The 24,728-nt window shown below is 72.5% G+C and carries 23 protein-coding genes, 1 tRNA gene and 1 riboswitch; of the genes, 16 read left to right on the top strand and 8 right to left on the bottom strand.

Annotation, left to right across the window (positions count from 1 at the left end):
* Positions 1-125: 125 nt before the first annotated feature.
* Positions 126-293, top strand: a riboswitch (cyclic di-AMP (ydaO/yuaA leader).
* A 4-nt stretch (positions 294-297) separates the two neighbouring features.
* The 6 genes from ACWD3O_RS05110 to ACWD3O_RS05085 all read left to right on the top strand — a co-directional run bounded on the left by ACWD3O_RS05110 (position 298) and on the right by ACWD3O_RS05085 (position 5,238).
* Complete coding sequence (locus ACWD3O_RS05110) at positions 298-993, top strand: transglycosylase family protein (RefSeq protein ID WP_451414208.1); 696 nt, start codon at positions 298-300, stop codon at positions 991-993.
* Positions 994-1,267: 274 nt separating this feature from the next.
* A complete protein-coding gene (gene eno / locus ACWD3O_RS05105; protein WP_451414207.1) occupies positions 1,268-2,548 on the top strand; it encodes a phosphopyruvate hydratase in 1,281 nt (426 codons plus the stop codon).
* A 184-nt stretch (positions 2,549-2,732) separates the two neighbouring features.
* The gene (locus ACWD3O_RS05100; protein ID WP_451414875.1) at positions 2,733-3,200 is read left to right on the top strand and encodes a septum formation initiator family protein; all 468 of its coding nucleotides are present in this window, start codon (positions 2,733-2,735) and stop codon (positions 3,198-3,200) included.
* Between the two features lie 181 nt (positions 3,201-3,381).
* Positions 3,382-3,993, top strand: a complete 612-nt coding sequence (locus tag ACWD3O_RS05095; protein WP_451414205.1) for a DUF501 domain-containing protein — start codon at positions 3,382-3,384, stop codon at positions 3,991-3,993.
* Entirely contained in the window at positions 3,990-4,958 is a 969-nt protein-coding gene (locus ACWD3O_RS05090) for a Ppx/GppA phosphatase family protein (RefSeq protein WP_451414874.1), read from the top strand. The genes ACWD3O_RS05095 and ACWD3O_RS05090 overlap by 4 nt, the downstream gene beginning before the upstream one ends.
* Before the next feature lie 64 nt (positions 4,959-5,022).
* Positions 5,023-5,238: a helix-turn-helix transcriptional regulator gene (locus ACWD3O_RS05085; protein ID WP_451414873.1), complete on the top strand. Its 216-nt coding sequence runs from the start codon at positions 5,023-5,025 to the stop codon at positions 5,236-5,238.
* Between the two features lie 32 nt (positions 5,239-5,270).
* Here ACWD3O_RS05085 and ACWD3O_RS05080 read toward each other — a convergent pair whose 3' ends face one another.
* The 4 genes from ACWD3O_RS05080 to ACWD3O_RS05065 form a co-directional block, all read right to left on the bottom strand.
* Positions 5,271-5,444 (bottom strand): hypothetical protein, encoded by a 174-nt coding sequence (locus ACWD3O_RS05080; protein ID WP_451414872.1) that lies wholly within the window; start codon positions 5,442-5,444, stop codon positions 5,271-5,273.
* Between the two features lie 88 nt (positions 5,445-5,532).
* Positions 5,533-5,931: a hypothetical protein gene (locus ACWD3O_RS05075; protein WP_451414871.1), complete on the bottom strand. Its 399-nt coding sequence runs from the start codon at positions 5,929-5,931 to the stop codon at positions 5,533-5,535.
* A 110-nt stretch (positions 5,932-6,041) separates the two neighbouring features.
* Entirely contained in the window at positions 6,042-6,212 is a 171-nt protein-coding gene (locus tag ACWD3O_RS05070) for a hypothetical protein (protein WP_451414870.1), read from the bottom strand.
* A complete protein-coding gene (locus ACWD3O_RS05065; RefSeq protein WP_451414869.1) occupies positions 6,200-6,604 on the bottom strand; it encodes an ATP-binding protein in 405 nt (134 codons plus the stop codon). The genes ACWD3O_RS05070 and ACWD3O_RS05065 overlap by 13 nt, the downstream gene beginning before the upstream one ends.
* A 138-nt stretch (positions 6,605-6,742) precedes the next feature.
* Between ACWD3O_RS05065 and ACWD3O_RS05060 the strand changes: the two genes are divergently transcribed.
* From ACWD3O_RS05060 to ACWD3O_RS05035, 6 genes are all read left to right on the top strand, one after another.
* Complete coding sequence (locus tag ACWD3O_RS05060) at positions 6,743-7,606, top strand: helix-turn-helix domain-containing protein (protein ID WP_451414868.1); 864 nt, start codon at positions 6,743-6,745, stop codon at positions 7,604-7,606.
* On the top strand, positions 7,603-7,803 hold the full coding sequence (locus ACWD3O_RS05055; protein ID WP_451414867.1) for a DUF397 domain-containing protein: 201 nt from the start codon (positions 7,603-7,605) through the stop codon (positions 7,801-7,803). Before ACWD3O_RS05060 ends, ACWD3O_RS05055 begins: the two co-directional genes overlap by 4 nt.
* Before the next feature lie 563 nt (positions 7,804-8,366).
* A complete protein-coding gene (locus tag ACWD3O_RS05050) occupies positions 8,367-9,599 on the top strand; it encodes an LPXTG cell wall anchor domain-containing protein (RefSeq protein WP_451414866.1) in 1,233 nt (410 codons plus the stop codon).
* A 457-nt stretch (positions 9,600-10,056) separates the two neighbouring features.
* On the top strand, positions 10,057-11,463 hold the full coding sequence (locus tag ACWD3O_RS05045) for an NAD(P)/FAD-dependent oxidoreductase (RefSeq protein ID WP_451413401.1): 1,407 nt from the start codon (positions 10,057-10,059) through the stop codon (positions 11,461-11,463).
* Between the two features lie 352 nt (positions 11,464-11,815).
* Positions 11,816-12,898, top strand: coding sequence for a lytic polysaccharide monooxygenase (locus ACWD3O_RS05040; RefSeq protein WP_451413454.1), 1,083 nt, complete (start codon positions 11,816-11,818; stop codon positions 12,896-12,898).
* Positions 12,899-13,176: 278 nt separating this feature from the next.
* A tRNA-Leu gene (locus ACWD3O_RS05035) sits at positions 13,177-13,259 on the top strand.
* Positions 13,260-13,379: 120 nt separating this feature from the next.
* Here ACWD3O_RS05035 and ACWD3O_RS05030 read toward each other — a convergent pair.
* From ACWD3O_RS05030 to ACWD3O_RS05020, 3 genes are read right to left on the bottom strand one after another with little or no spacing between them, the layout of a single operon-like run.
* The gene (locus tag ACWD3O_RS05030; protein WP_451414865.1) at positions 13,380-14,855 is read right to left on the bottom strand and encodes an acyltransferase family protein; all 1,476 of its coding nucleotides are present in this window, start codon (positions 14,853-14,855) and stop codon (positions 13,380-13,382) included.
* Positions 14,852-17,062 carry a glycosyltransferase gene (locus ACWD3O_RS05025; RefSeq protein WP_451413403.1) on the bottom strand — a complete coding sequence of 737 codons (2,211 nt, stop codon included), beginning with the start codon at positions 17,060-17,062 and terminating at the stop codon, positions 14,852-14,854. Before ACWD3O_RS05025 ends, ACWD3O_RS05030 begins: the two co-directional genes overlap by 4 nt.
* A 12-nt stretch (positions 17,063-17,074) precedes the next feature.
* Positions 17,075-17,725, bottom strand: a complete 651-nt coding sequence (locus tag ACWD3O_RS05020; protein WP_451414864.1) for a hypothetical protein — start codon at positions 17,723-17,725, stop codon at positions 17,075-17,077.
* A gap of 307 nt (positions 17,726-18,032) precedes the next feature.
* Here ACWD3O_RS05020 and ACWD3O_RS05015 point away from each other — a divergent pair, with 307 nt between their 5' ends.
* The 3 genes from ACWD3O_RS05015 (at position 18,033) to ACWD3O_RS05005 (ending at position 21,564) form a co-directional block, all read left to right on the top strand.
* Positions 18,033-18,929: a chitosanase gene (locus ACWD3O_RS05015; RefSeq protein WP_451414863.1), complete on the top strand. Its 897-nt coding sequence runs from the start codon at positions 18,033-18,035 to the stop codon at positions 18,927-18,929.
* A gap of 201 nt (positions 18,930-19,130) precedes the next feature.
* Entirely contained in the window at positions 19,131-20,351 is a 1,221-nt protein-coding gene (locus tag ACWD3O_RS05010; protein ID WP_451414862.1) for an acetyl-CoA C-acetyltransferase, read from the top strand.
* A gap of 424 nt (positions 20,352-20,775) precedes the next feature.
* Positions 20,776-21,564: a hypothetical protein gene (locus ACWD3O_RS05005; protein ID WP_451415037.1), complete on the top strand. Its 789-nt coding sequence runs from the start codon at positions 20,776-20,778 to the stop codon at positions 21,562-21,564.
* A 511-nt stretch (positions 21,565-22,075) separates the two neighbouring features.
* Here the strand turns inward: ACWD3O_RS05005 and ACWD3O_RS05000 are convergent.
* Positions 22,076-23,464 carry a cystathionine beta-synthase gene (locus ACWD3O_RS05000; protein ID WP_451413407.1) on the bottom strand — a complete coding sequence of 463 codons (1,389 nt, stop codon included), beginning with the start codon at positions 23,462-23,464 and terminating at the stop codon, positions 22,076-22,078.
* A 189-nt stretch (positions 23,465-23,653) separates the two neighbouring features.
* Here ACWD3O_RS05000 and ACWD3O_RS04995 point away from each other — a divergent pair, with 189 nt between their 5' ends.
* On the top strand, positions 23,654-24,691 hold the full coding sequence (locus tag ACWD3O_RS04995; RefSeq protein WP_451414861.1) for an SGNH/GDSL hydrolase family protein: 1,038 nt from the start codon (positions 23,654-23,656) through the stop codon (positions 24,689-24,691).
* Positions 24,692-24,728 lie beyond the last annotated feature (37 nt).

Raw genomic sequence — 24,728 nt, 5'->3', positions numbered from 1 at the left:
GGTCTCATAAGACCTGATCGTCTTTGAAATCCCGGCCGCGGCATGGCTAACGTCAAACCGCTCGCTCCAGCGGGCCCCGGCGGCCGTCACGCCTAATCCTGCCAACGGCCGTACGGGACATGTCGTCGCGTCATGCGCCGTAGGCAGGAGCGGGGGAACCAGGTAAGTGCCGGCCCGGTGGTCAGACCGCCGGAACGGCTAGGGGTGAAGCCGCGCACCGAGAGGTGTGCGGCCGGGCGACCCTCATAGCCCGAACCCGACAGCTCACCTCGTAGGCGTCGGTGAGGGGATACCTCCATGTCGTTTACCTGCCAGGGCAAGCACCGTCGTCCGTCCAAGGCCAAGCGCGCTCTCGCCGTCGCCGGTCTCACCGGCGCGGTCGTGGCCGCCCCGCTGCTGACGGCGGGCACCGCGTCCGCCGCCACCGAGTCCGAGTGGGACGCCGTCGCCCAGTGCGAGTCGGGCGGCGACTGGTCCATCAACACCGGCAACGGCTTCTACGGCGGTCTGCAGTTCACCAGCCAGACCTGGGCCGGCTTCGGCGGCACCCAGTACGCCGCCCAGGCCAACCAGGCCACCAAGGCCCAGCAGATCGAGATAGCCGAGAAGGTTCTCGCCGAGCAGGGTCCGGGCGCCTGGCCGCACTGCGGCACCGGCCTCTCCAGCGCTCCCTACCAGGGCGGCGCCGCCGAGGCCCCCGCCCAGGAGGCCCCGCAGCAGGAGGCTCCGGCCCCCGCGCCGCAGGCCGAGGAGACCCCGGCCCAGCCCGCCAAGGCGGAGCAGCCGAAGAAGCAGGAGAAGGTCACCACGCCCACCGGCGAGAAGGTCCTCAAGGGTGACGGCGAGTACAAGGTCGTCAAGGGCGACTCGCTCAGCCTGATCGCCGAGGAGCACGACATCAAGGGCGGCTGGAAGAAGCTCTTCAAGCTGAACAAGGACGTCGTCGAGGATGCGCGCCTGATCTACCCGGGCCAGATGCTCCACCTGAGCTGACCGGTCACCGGTCCGCCCGTCGCACGAACCCCCGCCCCCGGGCGCGTCACCACGCGCCCGGGGGCGGGGCCGTTTCCGGCGGATCCGCCTCCGGGGCTTTTTGTTTCGAGCCGGAACAATTAATCTCCTGTTACCCCTCCGTACAGGGGGTGACCGGCTGGCCGATCCCGCCCGGCCGGTTAGGCTCGGTCTCGCAGAGCCACGGAGGCTGTGCACCCCGTGCCGGACCAGGTGGTCCGGCGCCACCCGCGTCACATCCCAGAAGGAGATGCTCGTGCCGTCCATCGACGTCGTCGTAGCCCGGGAAATCCTGGACTCCCGAGGCAACCCCACGGTCGAGGTCGAGGTCGGCCTCGACGACGGCAGCACGGGTCGTGCCGCCGTCCCGTCCGGCGCCTCCACCGGTGCCTTCGAGGCCATCGAGCTTCGCGACGGCGACAAGAACCGCTACCTCGGCAAGGGCGTCGAGAAGGCCGTCCTCGCCGTCATCGAGCAGATCGGTCCGGAGCTCGTCGGCTACGACGCCACCGAGCAGCGCCTGATCGACCAGGCGATGTTCGACCTGGACGCCACCGACAACAAGGGCTCGCTCGGCGCCAACGCCATCCTCGGCGTCTCCCTCGCCGTCGCCCACGCCGCCGCCGAGGCCAGCGACCTGCCGCTCTTCCGCTACCTGGGCGGCCCCAACGCGCACCTGCTGCCGGTGCCGATGATGAACATCCTGAACGGCGGCTCGCACGCCGACTCCAACGTGGACATCCAGGAGTTCATGATCGCGCCGATCGGCGCCGAGTCCTTCTCCGAGGCCCTGCGCTGGGGCACCGAGGTCTACCACACGCTGAAGAAGGTGCTGAAGACCAAGGGCCTGTCCACCGGCCTCGGCGACGAGGGCGGCTTCGCCCCGAACCTCGGCTCCAACCGCGAGGCCCTGGACCTGATCCTCGAGGCGATCAAGGAGGCCGGTTACACCCCCGGCCAGCAGATCGCCCTCGCCCTCGACGTCGCCGCCTCCGAGTTCTACAAGGACGGCAAGTACCTCTTCGAGGGCAAGGAGCGCTCCGCCGCCGAGATGACGGAGTACTACGAGGAGCTCGTCGCGTCCTACCCGCTGGTCTCCATCGAGGACCCGCTGTTCGAGGACGACTGGGACGGCTGGAAGGTCATCACCGAGAAGCTGGGCGACAAGGTCCAGCTCGTCGGCGACGACCTCTTCGTCACCAACCCCGAGCGCCTCGGCCGCGGCATCGAGGAGGGCGCCGCCAACGCCCTGCTGGTCAAGGTCAACCAGATCGGCTCCCTGACCGAGACCCTGGACGCCGTCGAGCTGGCCCAGCGCAACGGCTTCAAGTGCATGATGTCCCACCGCTCCGGCGAGACCGAGGACGTCACCATCGCCGACCTCGCCGTCGCCACCAACTGCGGCCAGATCAAGACCGGCGCCCCGGCCCGCTCCGAGCGCGTCGCCAAGTACAACCAGCTGCTGCGCATCGAGGAGATCCTCGACGACGCCGCCGTGTACGCCGGCCGCAGCGCCTTCCCGCGCTTCAAGGGCTGACCCGCCCGACGGCCCCTCGCGTGCCCCCGGAGCCCCGGCTCCGGGGGCACGCCCCTGTCCGCGCCCCACGGCGTCCCGGCGTCACGTACCGTGTGCGGGGAAAGAGCAGGAAAAGCACGTACGGCACACGGCACACGGCACACGGCACGCCGCACACGGCACGCCACGGGGAGGCGCGGAGAAGATGGCGCAGAACCGGGACCGGTTCTCCACGACCACCCGGCTGCGGCTGCTCGGTGAGCAGACCGCCGCCCGCGTCTACCGCTCCCAGACCCGCCGTCAGGCACGCCGTTCCCGGCTCACCGGCCGCGCCGCGCTGCTCGCCCTGGTGCTGTGCACCCTGGTCGTCGCCCTGGCCTACCCGACCCGGCAGTACGTCTCCCAGCGCGCCGAGGTCGCGAAGCTGGAGGAGGAGCGCGACGCCGCCCGCGAGCGGGTGAAGGACCTGCGCGACCTCAAGGCGCGGTGGAAGGACGACGCGTACGCCGAGCAGCAGATCCGGAAGCGGCTGCACCACCTGCGGCCGGGCGAGAGCGGCTTCACCGTGCGCGGCTCCGCCGCCCCGCGGCGGGACACCGGGCGGCCCGTCGCGGAACGCCCCTGGTACGCCGTCCTCTGGGACGACGTGGACCGGGCCGACGCCGCGAGCTGACCCCCACGCCGCCGCACGGCCGCCCCGGCCGGCCGTCGGCGGGGGCGCGTGCCTGAGAGACTGTCCCCCTGGACCACCGTCCCGGAGCCGTCGCCCGAGGCCCCGCCCCAAGACTTCCGTCCGCAGCAGAAGACCGCAGCAGAAGACCGCAGCAGAAGACCGAGAGAGACTGATCCCCGGCATGGAAACGCCCCCGCCCTCCACCCCGCGCACCGAGCCCACCGAAGCGGACGTCGAGGCGTTCCAGCTCCAGCTCGGCCGCCCGCCGCGCGGTCTGCGCGCCATCGCGCACCGCTGCCCCTGCGGACAGCCGGACGTCGTGGAGACGGCTCCGCGGCTGCCGGACGGCACGCCCTTCCCGACGACGTACTACCTGACCTGCCCGCGCGCCGCCTCCGCGATCGGCACGCTGGAGGCGGACGGCGTCATGAAGGAGATGACCGAGCGGCTGAGCACCGACGAGGAGCTCGCCGCCGCCTACCGGGCCGCCCACGAGGACTACATCCGCCGCCGCGACGAGATCGAGGTGCTGCAGGGCTTCCCGAGCGCGGGCGGCATGCCGGACCGGGTCAAGTGCCTGCACGTCCTGGTCGCCCACTCCCTGGCGGCCGGACCCGGCGTCAACCCGCTGGGCGACGAGGCCATCGCCATGCTGCCCGAGTGGTGGCGCAAGGGCCCGTGCGTCACGCCGCAGGGGTGCGTCCCGCAGGCGGGCGAGGGCGGCGTCGTGGAGACGACGGAGGACGGCTCCGGGTACTTCGCCGCCCGGCCCGCCGAGGAGGAGGGCAAGTGACCCGGGTCGCCGCCGTCGACTGCGGTACGAACTCCATCCGGCTGCTGGTCGCCGACTGCGATCCGGCCACCGGCACGCTGACCGACCTGGACCGCCGGATGACCGTCGTCCGGCTCGGCCAGGGCGTCGACCGCACCGGCCGCCTCGCCCCCGAGGCGCTGGAACGCACCTTCGCCGCCTGCCGCGAGTACGCGGCGGTCATCGGGAAGCACGGCGCCGAGCGGATCCGCTTCGTCGCCACCTCCGCCTCCCGCGACGCCGAGAACCGCGACGAGTTCGTGGCCGGCGTGCTGGACATCCTGGGCGTGGAGCCCGAGGTGATCACCGGTGACCAGGAGGCCGAGTTCTCCTTCACCGGCGCGACCCGTGAACTCGCGGGCCGCACCGACCTGGAGAAGCCGTTCCTGGTCGTCGACATCGGCGGCGGCTCCACCGAGTTCGTGGTCGGCGACGACCAGGTCCGCGCCGCGCGCTCGGTCGACGTCGGCTGCGTGCGGATGACCGAGCGGCACCTGGTGGACGGCGGCGCGGTCGTCGACCCGCCGACCGAGGAGCGGATCGCCGCGATCCGCGCCGACGTGGAGGCCGCCCTGGACCTCGCCGAGCGGACCGTGCCGCTGCGCGAGGCCCGCACCCTGGTCGGTCTGGCCGGCTCCGTCACCAGCGTCTCGGCCATCGCCCAGGACCTGCCGGAGTACGACTCGCGGGCCATCCACCACTCCCGCGTCGGCTACGAGCGGGTCCGCGAGATCACCGGGCGGCTGCTGCGCTCCACCCACGCCGAGCGCTCGGAGATTCCCTCGCTGCACCCGGGCCGGGTCGACGTGATCGGCGCGGGCGCCCTGGTGCTGCAGGCGATCATGGAGCGGATCGGCGCGGAGGAGGTCGTGGTCAGCGAGCACGACATCCTCGACGGCATCGCCTACAAAACGGCAGAGGACGTGATCAGGGAGAAGTCGCTGTAGCGGCTGAAGCGAGTAGACCCCGGGCACCGCATGGTGCCCGGGGTCTCGCCATTCCGGTCGACGCGTGGCGGCACCTCCTCGCCGATCGCGTCCGAGCCGAGCGGCGCCGCTCGGCCTCTCCCAGGAACGCCTCGCCCACGCGGCTGGACTTGGCGTCCGCACCGTCATTCGGCTGGAGAGCGGCCGGCACGCAGTCGGCATCGACGCCCTGTACGCCGTCGCGCACGCCCTCAGCGTTCCCGGCGCGGTCCTGGTGGCGAGAACGGGCCCCCAGCCGTAGCCGGGGGCCCTGTGGCACGTCAGGCGGTCAGATCACAGTGCCGGGGCGCCCGACCCCGGGCACGTCTCGCGGCTGCCCGCCGCCTGGTGGATGGTGGTCGGCTCGCCGGGCTGGCTGCCGACGCCGGCCCCGCACACGGGGCAGTTGCCGTCGCAGCGGGCGGGGTCCCGGCGCTCGCCGGGGTAGTGCTGGTGCGTGCATCCCATGTCGTACTCCCTCACGGTGACGTGGTGGTGCTGACTGGTGGTGCCGTGGTGCACTCCCCGCCCAACCTTCTCGGCCGAGCGGGGAGGGCTAGATCTTCCGCACGTACGCCCTCGCGCCGCTGTGGAAGAAGATCGTGAGCCCTTCGCGGTCCGCCTTCGAGCCCTCGCGCGCCGACCAGCGGTCGATGCGGGCGATCTCCGGCGACTCGACACGGCCGATCACCGCGGCCAGCCACGCGTCCGGCCCGGCGTCCGGCCCGGCGTCCGTCCACGCCGCCGGGTCACCCTCCATGGGCGCCTCGGCGTGCTCGTGCCGCTCCCCCTCCGCGAGCTGCCCGGTGATCTGCCACCGGGACTCGCCGCCCGGCCCGGCGACAGCCACACCGAAGGGGTGCTTGCTGTCGCCCGCGTCGGCGAGCGACTGGGCCTTCATGCCAGCGGCGCGGAACGTGTCGAGTAGGAACGTCTGGAACCGGGCGGGTCGCATGGTGCTGTCCTTCCTTGGCGGGCCGCTCAGTCTAGGAGCGGCCCGCGGCCGTCACGTAATCTGCTGCCGCGGGTCGGCCCGGGGTCCTCTACACCTCGGGGCGACCCGTGTCAGCGTCGGTGGTGCGCGTCGAGCAGGGGGCGGGCCCACTCGCCGGCGATGTCGCAGGGCCGGTGGGCGCGGCAGTCGGGGCACTGGACGCTGTGGACGCCGAGCCTCGTCCCGATGGCCAGCTGTCGCGGAGTCGGGGGCGTCAGCGCCCAGCCGGTCAGCGCTCGCATCGGATCACCGCCCACACGATCTTGCCCATCGGGCGTTCCGAGACCCCCCACAGGCTGGGGCACAGCACGTCCAGAATCTCCAGGCCGCGACCCCTGCCGCGCTCCGGCGACTCCGGGCGTCGGACCGGGCGCCGGCGGACCGTGTCGTGGACCTCGATGCGGGTGCGGTCGGCGTCGGCCGTCGTGACGACCAGCCGGACCGAGTCGCCTGGCTCAGTGCCGTAGCGGCAGGCGTTGGTGACCAGCTCGGAGACGATCAGGCGGACGGCGTCCACGTAGTCGTCCGACGCGGTGGGCACGGTCGCCCGCAGGTAGTCCTCGGCGAACAGACGTGCCCGTCGCGCCGACTGCGGGTCGGACGGCAGCAGTCGCCTATCCAGAGTGCTCCTCAAATCACTCGGAGTGCAATACGGTTCACCCATTCGTAGAAAATTGCATATGACGCTCGGTAGCCCTCGAACGCGGCCGGTACCGAGGTGACATGGCGGCACGACGCCCGGCAGACTGACCAGGACCGGAGGGGAGACGACGTGAGTGCACCGACCGTGCGCCGGCGCCGACTGGGGGCCAAGCTCCGCGAGTTGCGCGGAGACTGGACACTCGAAGAGGTCGCCGAGAAGAGCGGCGGCCGGGTCGTCGCCAGCAAGCTGAGCCGGTGGGAGAACGCCCGCAACGCGGCACGCTCCGGCGACGTGGATGCTGTACTCGATCTGTACGCCGAGCTCGGCCGTGACGTCACCGCAGAGCTACGCGAGGCACTCCTCAGCCTCACCCGCGAGGGCTCCCGCCGCGGCTGGTGGCAGTCCTACCGGTCGATCCTCACGCCCGAGTACGAAGACCTGATCAGCCTGGAAGCCGAAGCCACCTCGGTCCGCACCTGGCAGATAGGCGTCATCCCCGGCCTGCTCCAGACCGGGGACTACGCGCGAGAGCTGATCACCAGCGTCGGCATGACCGAGGCCGTGAAAGCCCGCGTGGACGCGCTCGTGGAAGTGCGCCTCGCCCGGCAGGCCGTGCTCAGCCACGACACCCCGCTCAACCTGTGGGCCATCGTGGGGGAAGCCGCACTCCACACGCGGTGTGTCGGCGACGGCGTCATGCGCGACCAACTCGGCCGACTCCTCTCCCTCAGCCGGCGGCCGAACATCACGCTACAAATCCTGCCCATCGACGCGCCGCCGCACGTCGGCCAGATGGGCTCCTACTCGATCCTCGGATTCGGGGATCACGCCGACCTGGACGTGGGCCTGACGGAAGGGCTCACGTCCATGCTGTACGTCGAAGACAGACGGCAGGTCGGCGTGTACAGGGACGCGTTCGAGCGGCTGCGCGCCACCGCGCTGTCGCCCGAGAAGTCCGCAGAGAAGATCGCAGAGATGAAGGAATCGCGATGACCAAGGACTCGACCACGCTCAGCACGACCTGGCGGAAGTCGTCCTACTCCGGCGCCAACGGGGACTGCGTGGAGGTCGGCGTTGTCGACCAGGCCGTGGCCGTCCGCGACAGCAAGCAGGACTGCGGGCCCGCGTTCCTGATCCCGGACCACGGGTGGGGCGCGTTCGTTTCCGCCGTCGCCGAAGGCCGGATCTGACGGACGCGGCAGCGGCCCGCCCCATGGCAGCTGGGGCGGGCCGCTTCGTGCTCATCCCCAGCATGGCGGATCCGGCCGACAGGCGGCAGGGCCGTCCGGCATCGTGGCCGGAACGCGGCGCGGGGCCCGCACGCACCCGCAGGTAGAGCGGCAGTGGTGGTTTGTAGGCGATGCCCGACGGCATCGCCTGAGCGCCCCTCGGCCCGCCGCATGACATGACTCACACAACCGGTGCGGACCGGGAGGGCAACCCTCCCGGTCCGCACCGGTTTGCGCCCGCGCCGCGGTGCCGGGGCCGTTCCCGTCATCGGGAAAGACCAGGGCGGATTCGGCCAACCGCTCCTAAAATCGCGGAGGTTGGCCACCGTCCCGTGCGTCACGCAGGCGGCCCCCGAGGAGGGGCCCCGTGGACCGGAGCGGCGGCGGACCCACGCACTCCGCAGCACCGTTCACGCACCACTTCACGCACTTCACGCACTGCGCGTACTGCCCGCAGTCCGCGCGGGTTCGCGCAGTCCGCGCAGTCCGCGCAGCCCGCGCAGTTCGCCCCAGGAGGCACGCCCGTGCAAAGACGCCGTTACCTGGCAGTGGCCGCCGCCCTCGCCATGACCTCGCCCGTCGCCCTGCTCGCCGCCTCGCCGGCGTTCGCGGAGCCGACGACGGCGGTCGCCGAGTCCGCGCCGACCTACCAGGACCTGCTCGACGCCGTGACCGAGGCGCGCGAGGTCTACGCGGAGGCCATCCGCGCCCGCATCGCGGCCAACGACAAGGTCGAGGCCCTCACCGACACCAAGAACCCGCACCCGCTGGCCGTCGCCGCCAAGGAGGCCGAGAAGGCCGCCGCCGAGGCCAAGGCCACGCTCGACGCCGCCCAGAAGCGCGTCGACGAGGCCGAGGCGGCCCTGGCCGGGGCGGACGAGGCCGGCAAGGCCGCGGCCGAGGAGGAGCTGGCCGCCGCCGAACTCGCCCTCGCGGACGCCCGGCAGGCGCACGACGAGGCCCGCGGCAAGGCCGACGCCGCCGGCGAGGAGCTCGACGACGCCCGCGTCGACGCCGGCACGGAGCTGCACCTCGCCCGGGAGGCCGAGAAGGCCGCCGAGGCGGCCCTCGAGAAGGCCGAGGAGGCCCTGGCGGCCGCCAAGGAGTGCAAGCGCGACAAGGCGCTGAAGTCCCGGGCGATCGGCCTGCCCGAGCAGATGTACGCCGGCGACCGGGTGACGTTCACCTTCCGGATCACCAACGGCACCGAGCACACGCTCGACGTCGAGCCGCTGACCCTCATCGTCCTCGACACCCCGGGTGCCGACCAGGACGACCTCGAGGTCGAGTGGAAGAGCGGCGACGGCTGGACCGCGCTGGAGCCCGCCGAGAGCCCGGACCTGGTCGTCGAGGACCTGGCGCCCGGCGAGCGCGCCAAGATCAAGATGCGGCTGACCGTCGACAAGGACGCCCCGAAGGGCCACGTCCACGCGTCCTTCGCCGCGGACCCGGTCAAGGACTCGATCCCGTGCCTCTACGGGCCGATGAAGAACTACGGCATCGACCTCCTGCCGGCCGGCAGCATGCCGGACCCGACGCCGAGCGGCAGCGCATCGCCGTCGCCGACGCAGACCACGACCGCGAGCCCGAGCGCCACCGGGTCCTCGGGCGCGGCCCCCCAGGGCGGCACCGGAGGCAACCTGGCCGCGACCGGTTCCACGGTGACCCCGGTCGCCCTGGCCGCCGCGTCCGCGCTGGTCCTGGGCGCCGGAGCGGTGGTCGCCACCCGCCGCCGCAAGGCGGGCGCCCACTCCTGACGCAGGCTCGCCGCGGCCCGGCGGAGCGCTTCGGCGCCCGCCGGGCCGCGGCGCGTCCAGGGCCCTTGGGGCCCGGCGGAGGTCCCTCGTCGGTCCCTCGTCGGTCCCTCGTCAAAAACCTTCGTGAACTTCTTCACAAGGAATTGGCCCCTGGAGGGCGACAAGGACCGCCGAGTGCGGCCCGCACGGGCCGGAACGGATGATTCCGCGGCGTGCGACGGGGTTCCGGACGCTCCGGGAGCACAGGTGCCCGCATCCCTGTTTCGTGATCCTCACACCGTCCTTACATGGACAAGGAGCAGCTCACGGGCCATTGACAACGACGCCGCGGCGCACACCGTTCCCCGTGGCGGCAATGATCTGGATCACGTGGGCCGCGCAGTGTAGCAGAGCACCGGTGGAACCTTGTGAAGGGGCGCACGAAGGGCATCGCCTTACCGGGTGGATACTCGATGCCATGAGCACCACGGAGCGTCCCAGGATCCTCGTTGTAGGCGGTGGGTACGTAGGCCTGTACGCGGCACAACGCATTCTGAAGAAGATGCGCTTCGGCGAGGCGACCGTCACGGTCGTCGACCCGCGCTCGTACATGACCTACCAGCCCTTCCTCCCCGAAGCCGCCGGCGGCAACATCTCGCCGCGCCACGTCGTCGTCCCGCTGCGACGCGTGCTGCGCAAGGCCGAGGTGCTGACCGGTCGCGTCACCACCATCGACCAGGACCGCAAGGTCGCCACGGTCGCCCCGCTCGTCGGCGAGGCCTACGAGCTTCCCTTCGACTACCTCGTGGTCGCGCTGGGCGCGGTCTCGCGGACCTTCCCGATCCCGGGTCTGGCCGAGCAGGGCATCGGCATGAAGGGCGTGGAGGAGGCCATCGGCCTGCGCAACCACGTCCTGGCTCAGCTGGACAAGGCCGACTCGACCACCGACGAGGAGATCCGCCGCAAGGCGCTCACCTTCGTCTTCGTCGGCGGCGGCTTCGCCGGCGCCGAGACGATCGGCGAGGTCGAGGACATGGCCCGCGACGCGGCCAAGTACTACCGCAACGTGTCCCGTGAGGACATGCGCTTCGTCCTGGTCGATGCCGCGGACAAGATCCTCCCCGAGGTCGGTCCGAAGCTGGGCCAGTACGGCAAGCAGCACCTGGAGTCCCGCGGCATCGAGGTGCACCTGTCCACCTCCATGGACTCCTGCGTCGACGGCCACGTGGTCCTGAAGAACGGCCTCGAGGTCGAGGCGGGCACCATCGTGTGGACCGCCGGCGTCAAGCCGAACCCGGTGCTGTCCCGCTACGGCCTCCCGCTGGGTCCGCGCGGTCACGTGGACGTGGCCCCGACCCTGCAGGCCACCGGCACCGACTACATCTGGGCCGCGGGCGACAACGCCCAGGTCCCGGACCTGGTCGGCCGCGCGGCCGGCAACCCGAACGCCTGGTGCCCGCCGAACGCGCAGCACGCGCTGCGTCAGGCCAAGGTCCTCGGCGACAACGTGCTCTCGGCGCTGCGCGGCTTCCCGCAGAAGGAGTACAAGCACGCCAACAAGGGCGCGGTGGCGGGCCTCGGTCTCCACAAGGGCGTGGCGATGATCGTCATGGGCAAGATGAAGATCAAGCTCAAGGGCCGTCTCGCCTGGTACATGCACCGTGGCTACCACGGCATGGCCATGCCGACCTTCAACCGCAAGATCCGGGTCCTCGCGGACTGGACGCTCGGCGCGCTGACCAAGCGCGAGGTCGTCTCGCTGGGTGCCATGGAGCACCCGCGCGAGGAGTTCTACGAGGCCGCCAAGCCGGCTCCGGCCGCCGCCGTCACGGCCCCGCCCGCGGGCGCCGAGGCGGCCAAGAGCGAGGAGAAGGCGAAGGCCTGACCTCCGGTCACCGGAACGAGCCCGAGGGGGCTGCCCACCGTCCGTGGTGCGGGCAGCCCCCTCGGGCTCTTCCGTGTTACCCGCGGGTTGGTGCGTTGCTTTTCGGCCGATCGTTTGCTTTTCGGACCGCCGGGGCCCGGGGCGTCGATGTTTCGGGATGTTTCGGTGCCGCGCACTGTTTACACGGGGTTCACAGTCGTCCTATCGTCCGAACTGGGAGCGCTCCCACCCCCACGTTTCTCTATGTCATGCCCATGCCGTGCTTTCGGGTGGACGACCCGGCCGCGCGCACCTCCGGCATGACCGGCGAAAGGCACCTGCCGTGATCCGACCGACCAGCCGCTTACGCGGCATCAGGCGCAAGACCTCCTTGTTCACCGCGTTCGCCACCCTGCTCTCCGGCTTCGGCCTGGTGCTGCTGGCCCAGGGTCCGGCCGAGGCGCACGGCGTCGCCATGTCCCCCGGTTCCCGCACCTACCTCTGCTACAAGGACGCGGTCACCGGCTCGGGCGGGGTCGCCCCGACCAACCCGGCCTGTGCGGCGGCCATCGCCCAGAGCGGCACCTCGTCCCTGTACAACTGGTTCGCGGTGCTGGACTCCAACGCCGGCGGACGTGGTGAGGGCTACGTGCCCGACGGCACCATCTGCAGCGCCGGCGACCGGTCCCCGTACGACTTCAAGGGCTTCAACCTGGCCCGCAACGACTGGCCCAAGACGCACCTGACCTCGGGCGCGAGCATCCAGCTGAAGTACAGCAACTGGGCCGCCCACCCGGGCTCCTTCCGGGTCTACATCACCCGTCAGGGATGGTCGCCCACCCAGCAGCTCAAGTGGTCCGACCTGTCGCTGATCCACACCGTGACCAACCCGCCGCAGTCGGGCTCGGTCGGCACGGACGGCGGCCACTACTACTGGAACACCCCGCTGCCGTCCGGCCGTTCCGGTGACGCGCTGCTGATGGTCCAGTGGGTGCGCTCGGACAGCAACGAGAACTTCTTCTCCTGCTCCGACATCGTCTTCGACGGCGGCAACGGCGAGGTCACCGGCATCCGCAACGGCTCGACCCCGCCGCCCACCACCCCGCCGCCCACGACGCCTCCGCCGACCACCCCGCCGCCGTCGGGCACCACGTCCTGCATGGCGCACTACAAGGTGGTCAACTCCTGGCCCGGCGGCTTCCAGGGCGAGGTCCAGGTCATGAACCACGGCACCACCGCCATGAAGGGGTGGAAGGTCGGCTGGACCCCGGGCACCGGGACGAGCATCGCCAGCCTGTGGAACGGCAGTCACACCACCTCCGGCGGGGCGGTGACGGTGACCAACACCTCCAGCAACGGCTCGGTGCCGGTGAACGGCTCGACGACCTTCGGGTTCACGGCCAACTCCTCGGGCAACGACCTGCCGTCCGGCTCCCTCAGCTGCACGGCGTCCTAGCCGCCGGCCCGGGCCCGTGGACGGCCGCGAAGGCCTCCCGCGGGCCCGGGACCGGGCCGGGACCGGGCCTGAAAGCGACCCGGACGGGCAGAGATGGATTCCCGTCAATCTTCGGACGAGCCCGGTCGCCGGCCGGCAGGCCGGGGGCGGTTCTGTACAGATCGAACGGTGTCTGACGGATCGTCAGGGACCCGTAAAATAAGACAACTTCGCAGGCGCGCGGCTGTTCGAACGGGGTGCCGCCGCTAGGCTCAGGCCTCGTTGCGCGCCCGCGATCGGCCCGGATGGTGGAATGCAGACACGGCGAGCTTAAACCTCGCTGCCCCTCGGGGGCGTACCGGTTCGAGTCCGGTTCCGGGCACCCACGCACCGACCCAGGACCTCTGGGGAAACGGCCTCTCGGGGCCGTTTCGCGTTTCCCCGACGTGCCCGCCGGACGCCGGACGCCGGGCGCGGGGCGGCGCGGTCCGCGCCGGGCTCCTCAGGAGCGCCGCCCCGCCCCCGCCCGCCGCCCGGCGGCCCGCTCGGCGGTGGCCGGCCAGAGGCGGGGCCGCCTGCGGGCCGCGACGTCCTCGACCCAGCCGAACGCGAGGACCGCCAGCCCGAGCAGCGGCCAGACGAGCACGAACGTCCACAGGTCGGAGGTGCTCTCCAGGGCGCTCTCCGCCCGCGCGCTCTGCAGGAACGGGAGGCGGTAGGCCAGGTCGATCAGCGGGAACGTCGCCATGATCAGCAGGTTGTGCCACAGGTAGACGGTGACCGCCCGGTTGTTGGAGAGGGTCACCAGCCGGTCCCACCGCGCCAGCCGCCCCGGCAGTTCCCGCCAGGACGGGGAGTAGAGGAGCAGGATCGCGACGAAGCCGAACGACCAGGCCGCCTGGGCGAGCGGGATGCCGTTGAGGTCCCAGCCGTCGGGGCCCAGGTGGCGGGAGGCCCACCACAGGCCGAACGCCATCACCAGTGAGGCCAGGGAGACGGAGACGTACCGCGGCAGCCGGCGCAGCAGGCCGTCGTGGTGGGCGAAGCCCAGCACCCAGCAGGCGCCGTAGACGGCGAAGTCGGTGACCGCCTCGCCGGTCTCGCCGGGGACGGTCACCAGACCCGTGCCGACGACGGCCGTCAGGCCGAGCGGGGCCAGCAGCGTCGGCCAGGGGGCGCGGCGGAAGGCCCACAGCAGCAGCGGGGAGGCGAGGACGAACCACAGGTAGGCGCGCAGGTACCACAGCGGGCCCACCGCCTGCTCGGCCCAGCTCGCCTCCAGCCAGTCCACCGGGGCGCCCGCCTCCGCGGGGTAGGGCGGCGCGCCGAACGGGAACAGGTAGCCGAGCAGCCGGACCAGGCTCCAGGGGCTGTCCTCGTCCGGGTCCTGGGCGGGGTCCCAGCCGCCCGCGAACAGCAGGGTCAGCGCGACGGCGGAGAACGCCCACAGCGGCGGCAGCAGGCGGCGGACGCGGGCGCGGATCACGCCCGGCGCCGGACGCTTCAGCGAGCGGGCCATCAGGGAGCCGGCCAGGGCGAACATCACCCCCATGGAGGGGAAGACCACCGTCAGCCAGGCCCAGCCGAAGACGTGGTACGCGACGACCCGCACCAGGGCGAGGGAGCGCAGCAGGTCCAGGTACCGGTCCCGTCCCGGCCGGCCGGACGCCTCCCCGGCGGTGTCCGCGGGGGCGTCCCCGGCGGTGGGCGCGTCCGCGCCGCGCACGGGCTGCCCGGGCTGCCCGGGGTGCGGCTGGGGGGACGGCGTGCCGGACGGGTCGGCGTAGGACTCGGCGTACGGCGCGTACGGCGCGTACGGCCGGTCCGCGGCGGGGGCGGGAGCGGCGCGGTACGGATCGTGCTGCGCGGGGACGGCCGGGTACGGGGAGCCGGTGGACCAGGCGTCGTCGGCCGGGGGCCGGACGCCGTACGGGTCCGCCGGTTCCGGGCGCCGGCCCGGGACGGGTGCGTCGGTCATGAGGTGGGCCTCCGGTCGTTGACGGACCGCGCCCGCTGCTGGGGGACCGTCCCGTCGACCGGCGCCTCCACGACGCCGGTGCGCCGCAGCTTCTGCCACCTCAGCCGGCCGCCGGTGAGCGCGGTGATCCAGGACTGGAGCAGCACGACGTACATCAGCTGGCGGTAGAGGAGCTGCTGCAGCGGCAGCGAGATCAGGTGGGTCATCCGCTCGCGGTCGAGGTGGAAGGCGTACGCCGCGCAGACCGCCTGGAGGGCCAGCACGCCCAGCCAGGCGACGATCGTCTTCTCGGTCGGCCCGAAGACCAGCCCGTAGAGCAGGAAGACGTCGATCAGCGGGGCGAGCAGCGGGGCCACCACCATGAACAGGGAGACGAAGGGCAGGCCCACGCGGCCGAACCGGCCGGAGGGACCCTTCTCGATCACGGCACGGCGGTGCTTCCAGATGGCCTGCATGGTGCCGTACGACCAGCGGTAGCGCTGGGACCACAGCTGCTGCACGGACTCCGGGGCCTCGGTCCACGCGCGGGCGTTCTCGGCGTAGACCACGCGCCACCCGGCACGGTGCAGCGCCATGGTGACGTCCGTGTCCTCGGCGAGCGTGTCGTCGCTCATGCCGCCGATCGGTTCCAGCGCGGAGCGGCGGAACGCCCCCACCGCGCCGGGGATGGTCGGCATGCAGCCGAGGATGTCGTACATCCGGCGGTCCAGGTTGAAGCCCATCACGTACTCGATGTGCTGCCAGGCGCCGATGAGGCTGTCCTTGTTGCCCACCTTCGCGTTGCCCGCGACGGCGCCCACCTTCGGGTCGCCGAAGGGCTGGACGAGCTCCCGGACGGTGGACGGCTCGAAGACGGTGTCGCCGTCCATCATCACGACGATGTCGTAGCGGGCGTTGGCCAGACCGCGGTTGAGCGCCGCCGGCTTGCCCGCGTTGAGCTGGCGGATCACCCGGACGTTGGGCAGCCGCATGGCCTCGACGATGCGGGCCGTGCCGTCGGTGGAGCCGTCGTCGACGACCAGCACCTCGATCGGGTGGTCGCTCGCCATCAGGGACCGCACGGTGTTCTCGATGCACTTGGCCTCGTTGTACGCCGGGACGAGCACCGTGACGGGTTCGCGGACCGGCGGCCCCCAGCTGAACCTCCTGTGGCGCACCCGGCGGGCGTGCGCGCCGGAGAGCAGGAGCATCAGCGCGAAGCGCGCGATCACCAGCGTGCCGACGATCGCGAGGCCGACCACCAGGGCGTCGGTGACCCTCTCCGACGCCTGGACGACGACGATCCACGCCTTGCCCGTCCACAGGTCGGGGCCGGTGACCGGGCTGTGCGCGCTCGGCGCGTCCAGGGCCTCGGTGAGGTTCTGGAACTCGTAGCCCTGTTCCTTCAGGTCCGGCAGGAACCGGTCGAGGGCCGCGACGGTCTGGCTGCGGTCGCCGCCGGAGTCGTGCATCAGGACGATGGCGCCCTTGCCGCCCTCGGGGGTGGCGCGGCGGATGATCTCGTCGACGCCGGGGCGCTTCCAGTCCTCGCTGTCGGTGTTGTTGACGACGGTGATGTAGCCGCGGCTGCCGATGTACCGGGTGACCGGCCAGGTGGCGTTGTCCATGGCTGCGGCGAACGAGGAGTACGGGGGGCGGAACAGGGAGGTGCGGATGCCGGCCGCGCCGGTGATCGCCAGCTGGTTCTGGGAGAGCTCCCAGTCGATGCGCCGCTGCGACTGGAGGGCCAGGTCCGGGTGGTTGAAGGTGTGCAGGCCGATCTCGTGGCCCTCGTCCACCATCCGTGCGACGAGGCCGGGGTGGCGGGAGGCCATCGTGCCGGTGACGAAGAAGACCGCGTGGGCGTCGTGCTTCTTCAGCACGTCGAGGACCTTCGGCGTCCACTCCGGGTCGGGGCCGTCGTCGAAGGTGAGGACCAGGCGGTGGTCGGGCACGCTCAGGGTCCGGGTCTGCCCGGCGCGGGCGTCGATCACCGGCCCGCCCTCCAGGACCTCGTCGGGCACCTGGTCGGTGGCGGCCGGAGGGGCGACCCGGTGGTCGGCGAGGATCTCGCTGTTCACGTAGCCGCAGACCATCAGCATCACGGTCAGGGCGGCGAGGAGCAGCGAGGGCAGGACGAAGCGCAGGGGCAGCGCCCGGCGGGAGGGACGGGTCTTGCGCCGGCGGCCGCGGGCGGAGGACCCGCGGCGGGTACGCGGTGGGGTCACGGAGGTGGTTCTCTACGGGAAGGGGAGGGAGGCGGCGTCGGCGGGCTCGGCCACGGTGCCCGGACCGGGGTCGCCGACCGGGGCGTCCGCCCCGGTGGGGCTCGCGGACGGCGGGACGGCGCCGGGCGACGGGGTGGTCTCGGCCTGCTGGGCCGGCGCCTCCTGCCGCGGCTTCTGCTCCGGCACCGGGAGCCAGGGCGCGGAGGAGTTCTGGGACAGCAGCGTGACCACGATGGCCACGGCGAACACGGCGCAGGCCACGCCGATCACCGCGCCGAGCAGCCGGAAGCGGCGGCTGCGGCGGCCGGAGACGTCGACGAAGACGGGCCCGTCGTGGTCGGGCGCGGCGGGCTCCGCGCTCGCCGGGACGCCGAGCCGCTGGTCGCCTATGGTCACCGCGCTGAGCTGGACGGTCACCTCGCCGAGGGGCACCCCCTGCGCGGTCACCTCTTCCAGGGACACGGTCCTGAGCTGCACGGTGCGTTCGTCCGGGCGGCGCACGGAGGCCGGCGCGGCCTCGGACGTGCGGCGGGCCGTGGCGCCCGCGCCGACGGCGGAGCGGGGACGGCGCGGCGAGGGGATGCGATCGGACCGGTGCCGGGCGTGCGATCCGCCCGACTCCGTCCGGCGACCGGGCTGGTCGCGGTCAAGCCAGTTGTCCACTCCGACGCACATCTCCCAAGGACCACGGATAGGGTGCGTTCGCGATCCCGAGTTGACGCACTTTCGCGAGAGCAAATTCTGGCGAGAGGGGGTGCGTCGCTGTCGCGCTACGCCCGGGGCTCCTGAGAGTAGCGCACGCGTGCGGTGGGCTGATATCGGAATCGCAAGTCGATTTTGTATGTAGATCATAATGGGATGACCGGAGTTGGTCGGCCGGGCTCCGTGTAGGACCGTCAGTAATTTGCTTTGCCCTGCAAATTGCCCCGGGCAGGATGACTTCCGCAGGGCCGCGGCTAGTGTGTGTCCCATGAAACGTGTTGGATGCCTGCTTCTCGGGGTCATCCCCGTCGTGGTGACCGCAGGTGCCTATTTTTTTGCGCCCGCACACGAAGGCGGTGAAGGGCTGGGCGCCCCGTCCGTGTCCGCGGCGCCGCAGGCCCGTCAGGAGGCCAAGGACGCCGCCGAGTCCGAGGACGACAAGGTGATCGCCGGGCTGCCCGCGGGTCTCGCCGCGCCGGCGAAGAAGGAACTGGCGCAGCGGATCGTCGCGAGCGCCGTGCACTCCACCACCGACTGGCGCGGCACCTACGGCGCCATCCGGGACACCGGCGACGGCCGCGGGTACACCGCGGGCATCCTCGGCTTCTGCACGGGCACCCACGACCTGCTCGAACTCGTCGAGCGGTACACCGAGGAACACCCCGGCAACGGCCTGGCCGGCTACCTCCCCGCGCTGCGCGCCGTGGACGGCACGGACTCCCACGAGGGCCTGGACCCCGGATTCCCGCGGGCCTGGGCCGAGGAGTCGCGCACCGAGGAGTTCCGCGCGGCCCAGGAGGCCGAACGCGACCGGGTGTACTTCGACCCCGCGGTCCGCCTGGCCAAGCTGGACGGCCTCGGGGCCCTGGGGCAGCTCGCCTACTACGACGCGATGGTGCTGCACGGCCCCGGCGTCGGGAGGAACGGCTTCTACGGGCTGCGCGAACGCGCGTTGGAGGCCGCCGACACTCCGGCCGAGGGCGGATCCGAGGAGACCTACCTGGGCGCCTTCCTGGACGCCCACCGGGAGGCCATCGAGGCGCGCGAGACCGTGAGCGACACCGGACGCGTCGACACGACCCTGCGGCGGTTCCTCCGCGACGGCAACCTGGACCTGACCACGCCGCTGGCCTGGGAGATCGGCGGCCGGACCTTCCGCGCCTGACACCGCACCGCGGAGGCGCCGTCCACGACACCTCCGCGGAGGTGCCGGCCACGGCGCCGCGCGCGCCCGTCCCAACTACAAAGCAAGCGCTTAGAAAAATGCGGCCGGTGTCACACCGCCATCACGGTGACCGGGCGGGTACGGCCCGGTAACTTCCCAGGAAGCCCGACCCAATCCGCCGCGTACGCCACTGGAGCCGTGATGCCCGAAGCCGTGATCGTCTCAGCCGCCCGCTCGCCCATCGGCCGTGCCTTCAAGGGCTCCCTCAAGGACCTGCGCCCGGACGACCTGGCCGCCACCATCGTCCAGGCCGCGCTGGCCAAGGTGCCCGAGCTGGACCCGCGGGACATCGACGACCTGATGCTGGGCGTCGGCCTCCCCGGCGGTGAGCAGGGCAACAACCTCGGCCGCATCGTCGCCGTCGAGATGGGCATGGACTTCCTGCCGGGCTGCACCGTCACCCGCTACTGCTCGTCCTCCCTCCAGACCAGCCGCATGGCGCTGCACGCCATCAAGGCCGGCGAGGGCGACGTCTTCATCTCCGCGGGCGTCGAGATGGTGTCCCGCTTCGTGAAGGGCAACTCCGACAGCCTCCCGGACACGCGCAACCCGCTGTTCGCGGACGCCGAGGCGCGCACCGCCGAGGTCGCCCAGCAGGAGGGCACCACCTGGCACGACCCGCGCGAGGACGACCTGCTCCCCGACCCCTACATCGCGATGGGGCAGACCGCGGAGAACCTGGCCCGCCTCAAGGGCGTCACCCGCCAGGAGATGGACGAGTTCGGCGTCCGCTCGCAGAACCTCGCCGAGCAGGCCATCAAGAACGGCTTCTGGGAGCGCGAGATCACCCCGGTGACCCTCCCCGACGGCACCGTGGTCTCCCAGGACGACGGCCCGCGCGCCGGCGTCACCCTGGAGGGCGTGCAGGGCCTCAAGCCGGTCTTCCGCCCCGACGGCCTGGTCACCGCCGCCAACTGCTGCCCGCTCAACGACGGCGCCGCCGCCCTGGTGATCATGTCCGACACCAAGGCCCGCGAGCTCGGCCTGACCCCGCTCGCCCGCATCGTCTCCACCGGCGTCTCCGGCCTCTCCCCGGAGATCATGGGCCTCGGCCCGGTCGAGGCCTCCCGCCAGGCCCTGCACCGGGCGGGCATGTCCGTGTCGGACATCGACCTGTGGGAGATCAACGAGGCGTTCGCCGCGCAGGTGATCCCCTCCTGCCAGGACCTCGGCATCGACCTCGACCGCCTGAACGTCAACGGCGGCGCCATCGCGGTCGGCCACCCCTTCGGCATGACCGGCGCGCGGATCACCGGCACGCTGATCAACTCCCTCCAGTGGCACGACAAGCAGTTCGGCGTGGAGACCATGTGCGTCGGCGGCGGCCAGGGCATGGCCATGGTCATCGAGCGCCTCAGCTGACACCCGCCCCGCCCCCGCCCGGGTGGACCCGCCGCGGCCCCGCCACGGCCCAGCCACGGCCCCGCTCCCGGTCCCTTCCGGGAGCGGGGCCGTGGCGTACGGCGCGGCCCGCCCGCGGCCGTCGTGTGCGGATCCCTTCACGGGACGGACGCCTTCCCGTGACCCAACCTCCGCCAGGATGTGACCTATCTCCCTCGCCCCCCGCCTCCCGCCGGAAAGCCGCAGGTCAGACCCGCTATGCCTGCCGGTGCGCCCCCGCCGTGCGCCCGATTCGCGGGGGTTCGCACTGACATCCGGGGCGTTCAGGCGTCAAGCTCGACAGTAGAACTCGATGTAGGAAAGTCGGGGTCGAGTCGTACGGGGGTGCGCCGGTCGTCGTCCGGTGCGTTTGTTCGTGGAAACCGGGAGTACGTCAGTGAGCGCCATGCAGACCGCCCTGCTGGTCATCTCCGCCGCCGCGTGCGTGGTGGGGGTCGCCGTCCTGGCCACCCTCCGGCGGCTGCGCCGGGAGTTCGCCGCGCTGCGCGCCGAACTGGACGCCGCGGCGCCCGCCGACGCGTCCCTCGCCGGACACGGCGGCGGTGCGCGGGTGCCCGCGGCCCGGTCGGCCGCCGACGCCGAGGAGATACGCGCGGCCGTCGCCGAGGCGCTCGCCGAGGAGCGCGAGCGGGAGCTCGCGGAGGCGCGGGCCTTCTGGGCCGCGCAGGAGGCGCGGGACGCGTCCGAGGCGCGGTCGCTGCTCGGGCTCCCGCCGGACGGCGAGTTCTTCCTCCCCCACCCCGCCGACTTCGTGGGCCTCGAGCTGGAGGCGGACGGCGGCGACGGCGAGTCCGCCGAACTGGCCGCGGCGCGGCGGCGCCACCCCTCCCACCCCGACTTCACGCCCGCGGGGGCGCAGCCGCCGACCGTCGCCGACGACGAGCAGACGCTGGCGCGGCTGGAGGAACTGGCCCAGTCCGAGACGCCGCTGGCCGACGTCCGGCCCGGCCCGATGGGCACGCTCGACGTGTACGAGTTCGCGGACGGGACGACGCTGTGCGTCACGCCCGGGCACCGGGAGACCGCGGAGCGGCTCGCCTCCGCGATCCGGGAGGGCGCGACACCGTCGCTGCTCGGGGGGTCCGGCATCTCCGGCGGCTACGTGCTGACCTTCACCTGCGGCCCCACCGACAACGTCTGCGTCCTCGCCGACCGCGTCATCGCCTCCCTCTGACCCCACCCCACGGCACCCCCGCCCGCCGCTGACCCGCCCCCCTTCCCGGAAGGCCACGCCCCGGTGGGGCGAGCCGCGGCGTGCCTACGCACCGCCCTGCGCCCACCCGTGCCGCCCAGCGGCACGATGGCCCGCAGGGTGGCGAGGGGTGGGACCGGTGTACCGGGAGGAGTCCGCCGGGCTGTGCTTGCGCCGCGCTGCGGTGGCGACCCGGCCGCCCGCAGGGCGGCGCGGGCTCGCGGGGAGGGTCCTGTCGCGGGAACCGCCGCACCCCCCGCGGAACGGGGGGCCGGGACGACGGCGGTTCCCGCGATGACGCGGAACCGGGTCAGGACCGGGCATCGCGCACGTCGGCCGAGTCACGGGGAGCCGCTCCCGCCCTCACCGACGACCACCACGATGCCGGACCCGTGTTAAGCCCGTGCTGCGCGCACATGACGCGCGAGTACCACTTACCGCAACGCGGCCCCGCACCGGAACCGGGGCCGGGGCCGGCGCCGAGGGCGGACCGTCAGCGCTCCCCGCCCTTGGCGAGGAACGACAGCAGGTCCTGCCGGCTGACGACGCCCGTCGGCTTGCCGTCCACCAGCACGATCGCCGCGTCGGCCGACCCCAGCACCGCCATCAGGTCCTCGACCGGCTCACCGGACCCCACCTGCGGCAGCGGAGCCGACATGTGCCGCTCCAGCGGGTCGTTCAGCTCCGCCCGCTTGGTGAACAGCGCGTCCAGCAGCTCCTTCTCGACCACGGAGCCGACGACCTCCGCCGCCATCACGTCCGGGTGACCCGCCCCCGGCTTCACGATCGGCATCTGCGAGACGCCGTACTCGCGCAGCACCTCGATGGCCTGCCCGACCGTCTCGTCCGGGTGCATGTGCACCAGCGACGGCATGCCGCCGTCCTTGTCGTTCAGCACGTCGGAGACGCGCGCGCTCGGGCCCGCGTCCTCGAGGAAGCCGTAGTCGGCCATCCACTCGTCGTTGAAGATCTTGCTCATGTACCCGCGGCCGCTGTCCGGCAGCAGCACCACGACCACGTCGTCCGGGCCGAGCTTCCTCGCGACCTCGAGCGCGCCCACCACGGCCATGCCGCAGGAGCCGCCCACCAGCAGGCCCTCCTCCTTGGCGAGGCGGCGCGTCATCCGGAAGGAGTCCTTGTCGGAGACGGCGACGATCTCGTCGGCCACCGTCCGGTCGTAGGCGCTGGGCCAGAAGTCCTCACCGACGCCCTCGACCAGGTACGGGCGCCCGGAGCCGCCGGAGTAGACCGAGCCCTCCGGGTCGGCGCCGATCACCTTGACGCGGCCGTCGCTCGCGTCCTTCAGGTAGCGGCCCGTGCCGGAGATGGTGCCGCCGGTGCCCACGCCCGTGACGAAATGGGTGATCTTCCCCTCCGTCTGCTCCCACAGCTCGGGGCCGGTCGAGTGGTAGTGGGAGAGCGGGTTGTTCGGGTTGGAGTACTGGTCCGGCTTCCAGGCGCCGGGGATCTCCCGGACCAGGCGGTCGGACACGTTGTAGTACGAGTCCGGGTGCTCAGGGTCGACGGCGGTCGGGCAGACCACGACCTCCGCGCCGTAGGCCCGCAGCACGTTGATCTTGTCCGTGCTGACCTTGTCGGGGCAGACGAAGACGCACTTGTAGCCCTTCTGCTGCGCCACGATGGCCAGGCCCACACCGGTGTTGCCGCTGGTCGGCTCGACGATGGTGCCGCCCGGCTTCAGCTCGCCGCTCTGTTCCGCCGCCTCGATCATGCGCAGGGCGATGCGGTCCTTCACGGAGCCGCCGGGGTTGAAGTACTCGACCTTGGCGAGGACCGTGGCCTCAATGCCCTCGGTCACCCTGTTGAGCCTCACCAGCGGCGTGTTGCCGACGAGACTGATCATCGAGTCGTGGAATCGCACCGTTGTCTCCGGTCGCTGTGGTCTATGGATTCGGTGGCCCCCAGCCTACGGGCCCGCCAGGGGCCCTGACGCAGAGTCGCCGAGTCGTCACGATCGCGATTGACGGACCGCCTCCGCGGGGCAAGCAAGGAGTACAAGGAGTACGGGGCGGTGACGGGCCCGTCGGCGACGAGGAGGTGGCGGCGAGGGATGTCGAGCATGTCGAGGGCACGCGTGGCCCGGCGGATCGCGGCCGGCGCCGCGTACGGCGGTGGCGGGGTCGGCCTGGCGGGCGCCGCGGCCGCCGGGCTGCTGCTGGCCGAGATCCACCTGGCCCGGCGCACGGTGACCAACGGACACGACCCGCACGTCCCGACCGCCGACGGCCTCTACGGCGCGGGTTTCGCCGCCCCGGACCGCCCGCCGCTGCGGCTGGTGATGCTGGGGGACTCCACCGCCGCCGGGCAGGGCGTCCACCGGGCGGGCCAGACCCCCGGCGCGCTGCTCGCCTCGGGGCTGGCGGCCGTCGCCGAGCAGCCGGTGCTGCTGCGGGTGGTGGCCGTGCCGGGCGCGACCTCCGACGACCTGGACCGGCAGGTGTCCGAGGCGGTCGCCGAGGAGGCCGGGCCGCCGGACGTGTGCGTGATCATGGTCGGCGCCAACGACGTCACCAGCCGGACCCCGGCCACCCGCTCGGTGCGCTCCCTGGCGGCCGCCGTGCGCAGGCTGCGGACCACGGGGGCGGAGGTGGTCGTCGGCACCTGCCCGGACCTCGGCACCATCGAGCCCATCCAGCAGCCGCTGCGCTGGCTGGCCCGGCGGACCTCGCGGCAGCTCGCCGCCGCCCAGACCATCGGCACGGTGGAACAGGGCGGGCGGACCGTCTCGCTGGGCGACCTGCTCGGCCCCGAGTTCGCCGCCCACCCGCGCGAGCTGTTCGGGCCCGACGCCTACCACCCGTCCGCCGAGGGCTACCAGACGGCGGCCATGGCGGTGCTGCCCACCGTGTGCGCGGCGCTGGGGCTGTGGCCCGCCGAGGAGGAGCGGCCGGACGCCACCCGCGACGAGGGCTTCCTGCCGGTGGCCCGGGCCGCCGCCGAGGCGGCCGGCGAGGCGGGCACCGAGGTGACGGCGGCCTCGCCGGGCGGGGTGCGCGGGGCCTGGGCGATGCTCAAGCGCCGTCGCCGCCGCCGGGTGAACCCCCCTCCGGTCCACGAGCCGGCCCGGCAGGGCTCGACGCGCGCGTGAGGACGCGCGGGGAGCCGCGGGATTCCGTTCGCCCGAC

This window comes from Streptomyces sp. NPDC002640 (assembly GCF_053592575.1).
The sequence above is the reverse complement of the archived record's forward strand: the minus strand, read 5'-3'. Positions and strand labels throughout refer to the sequence as shown.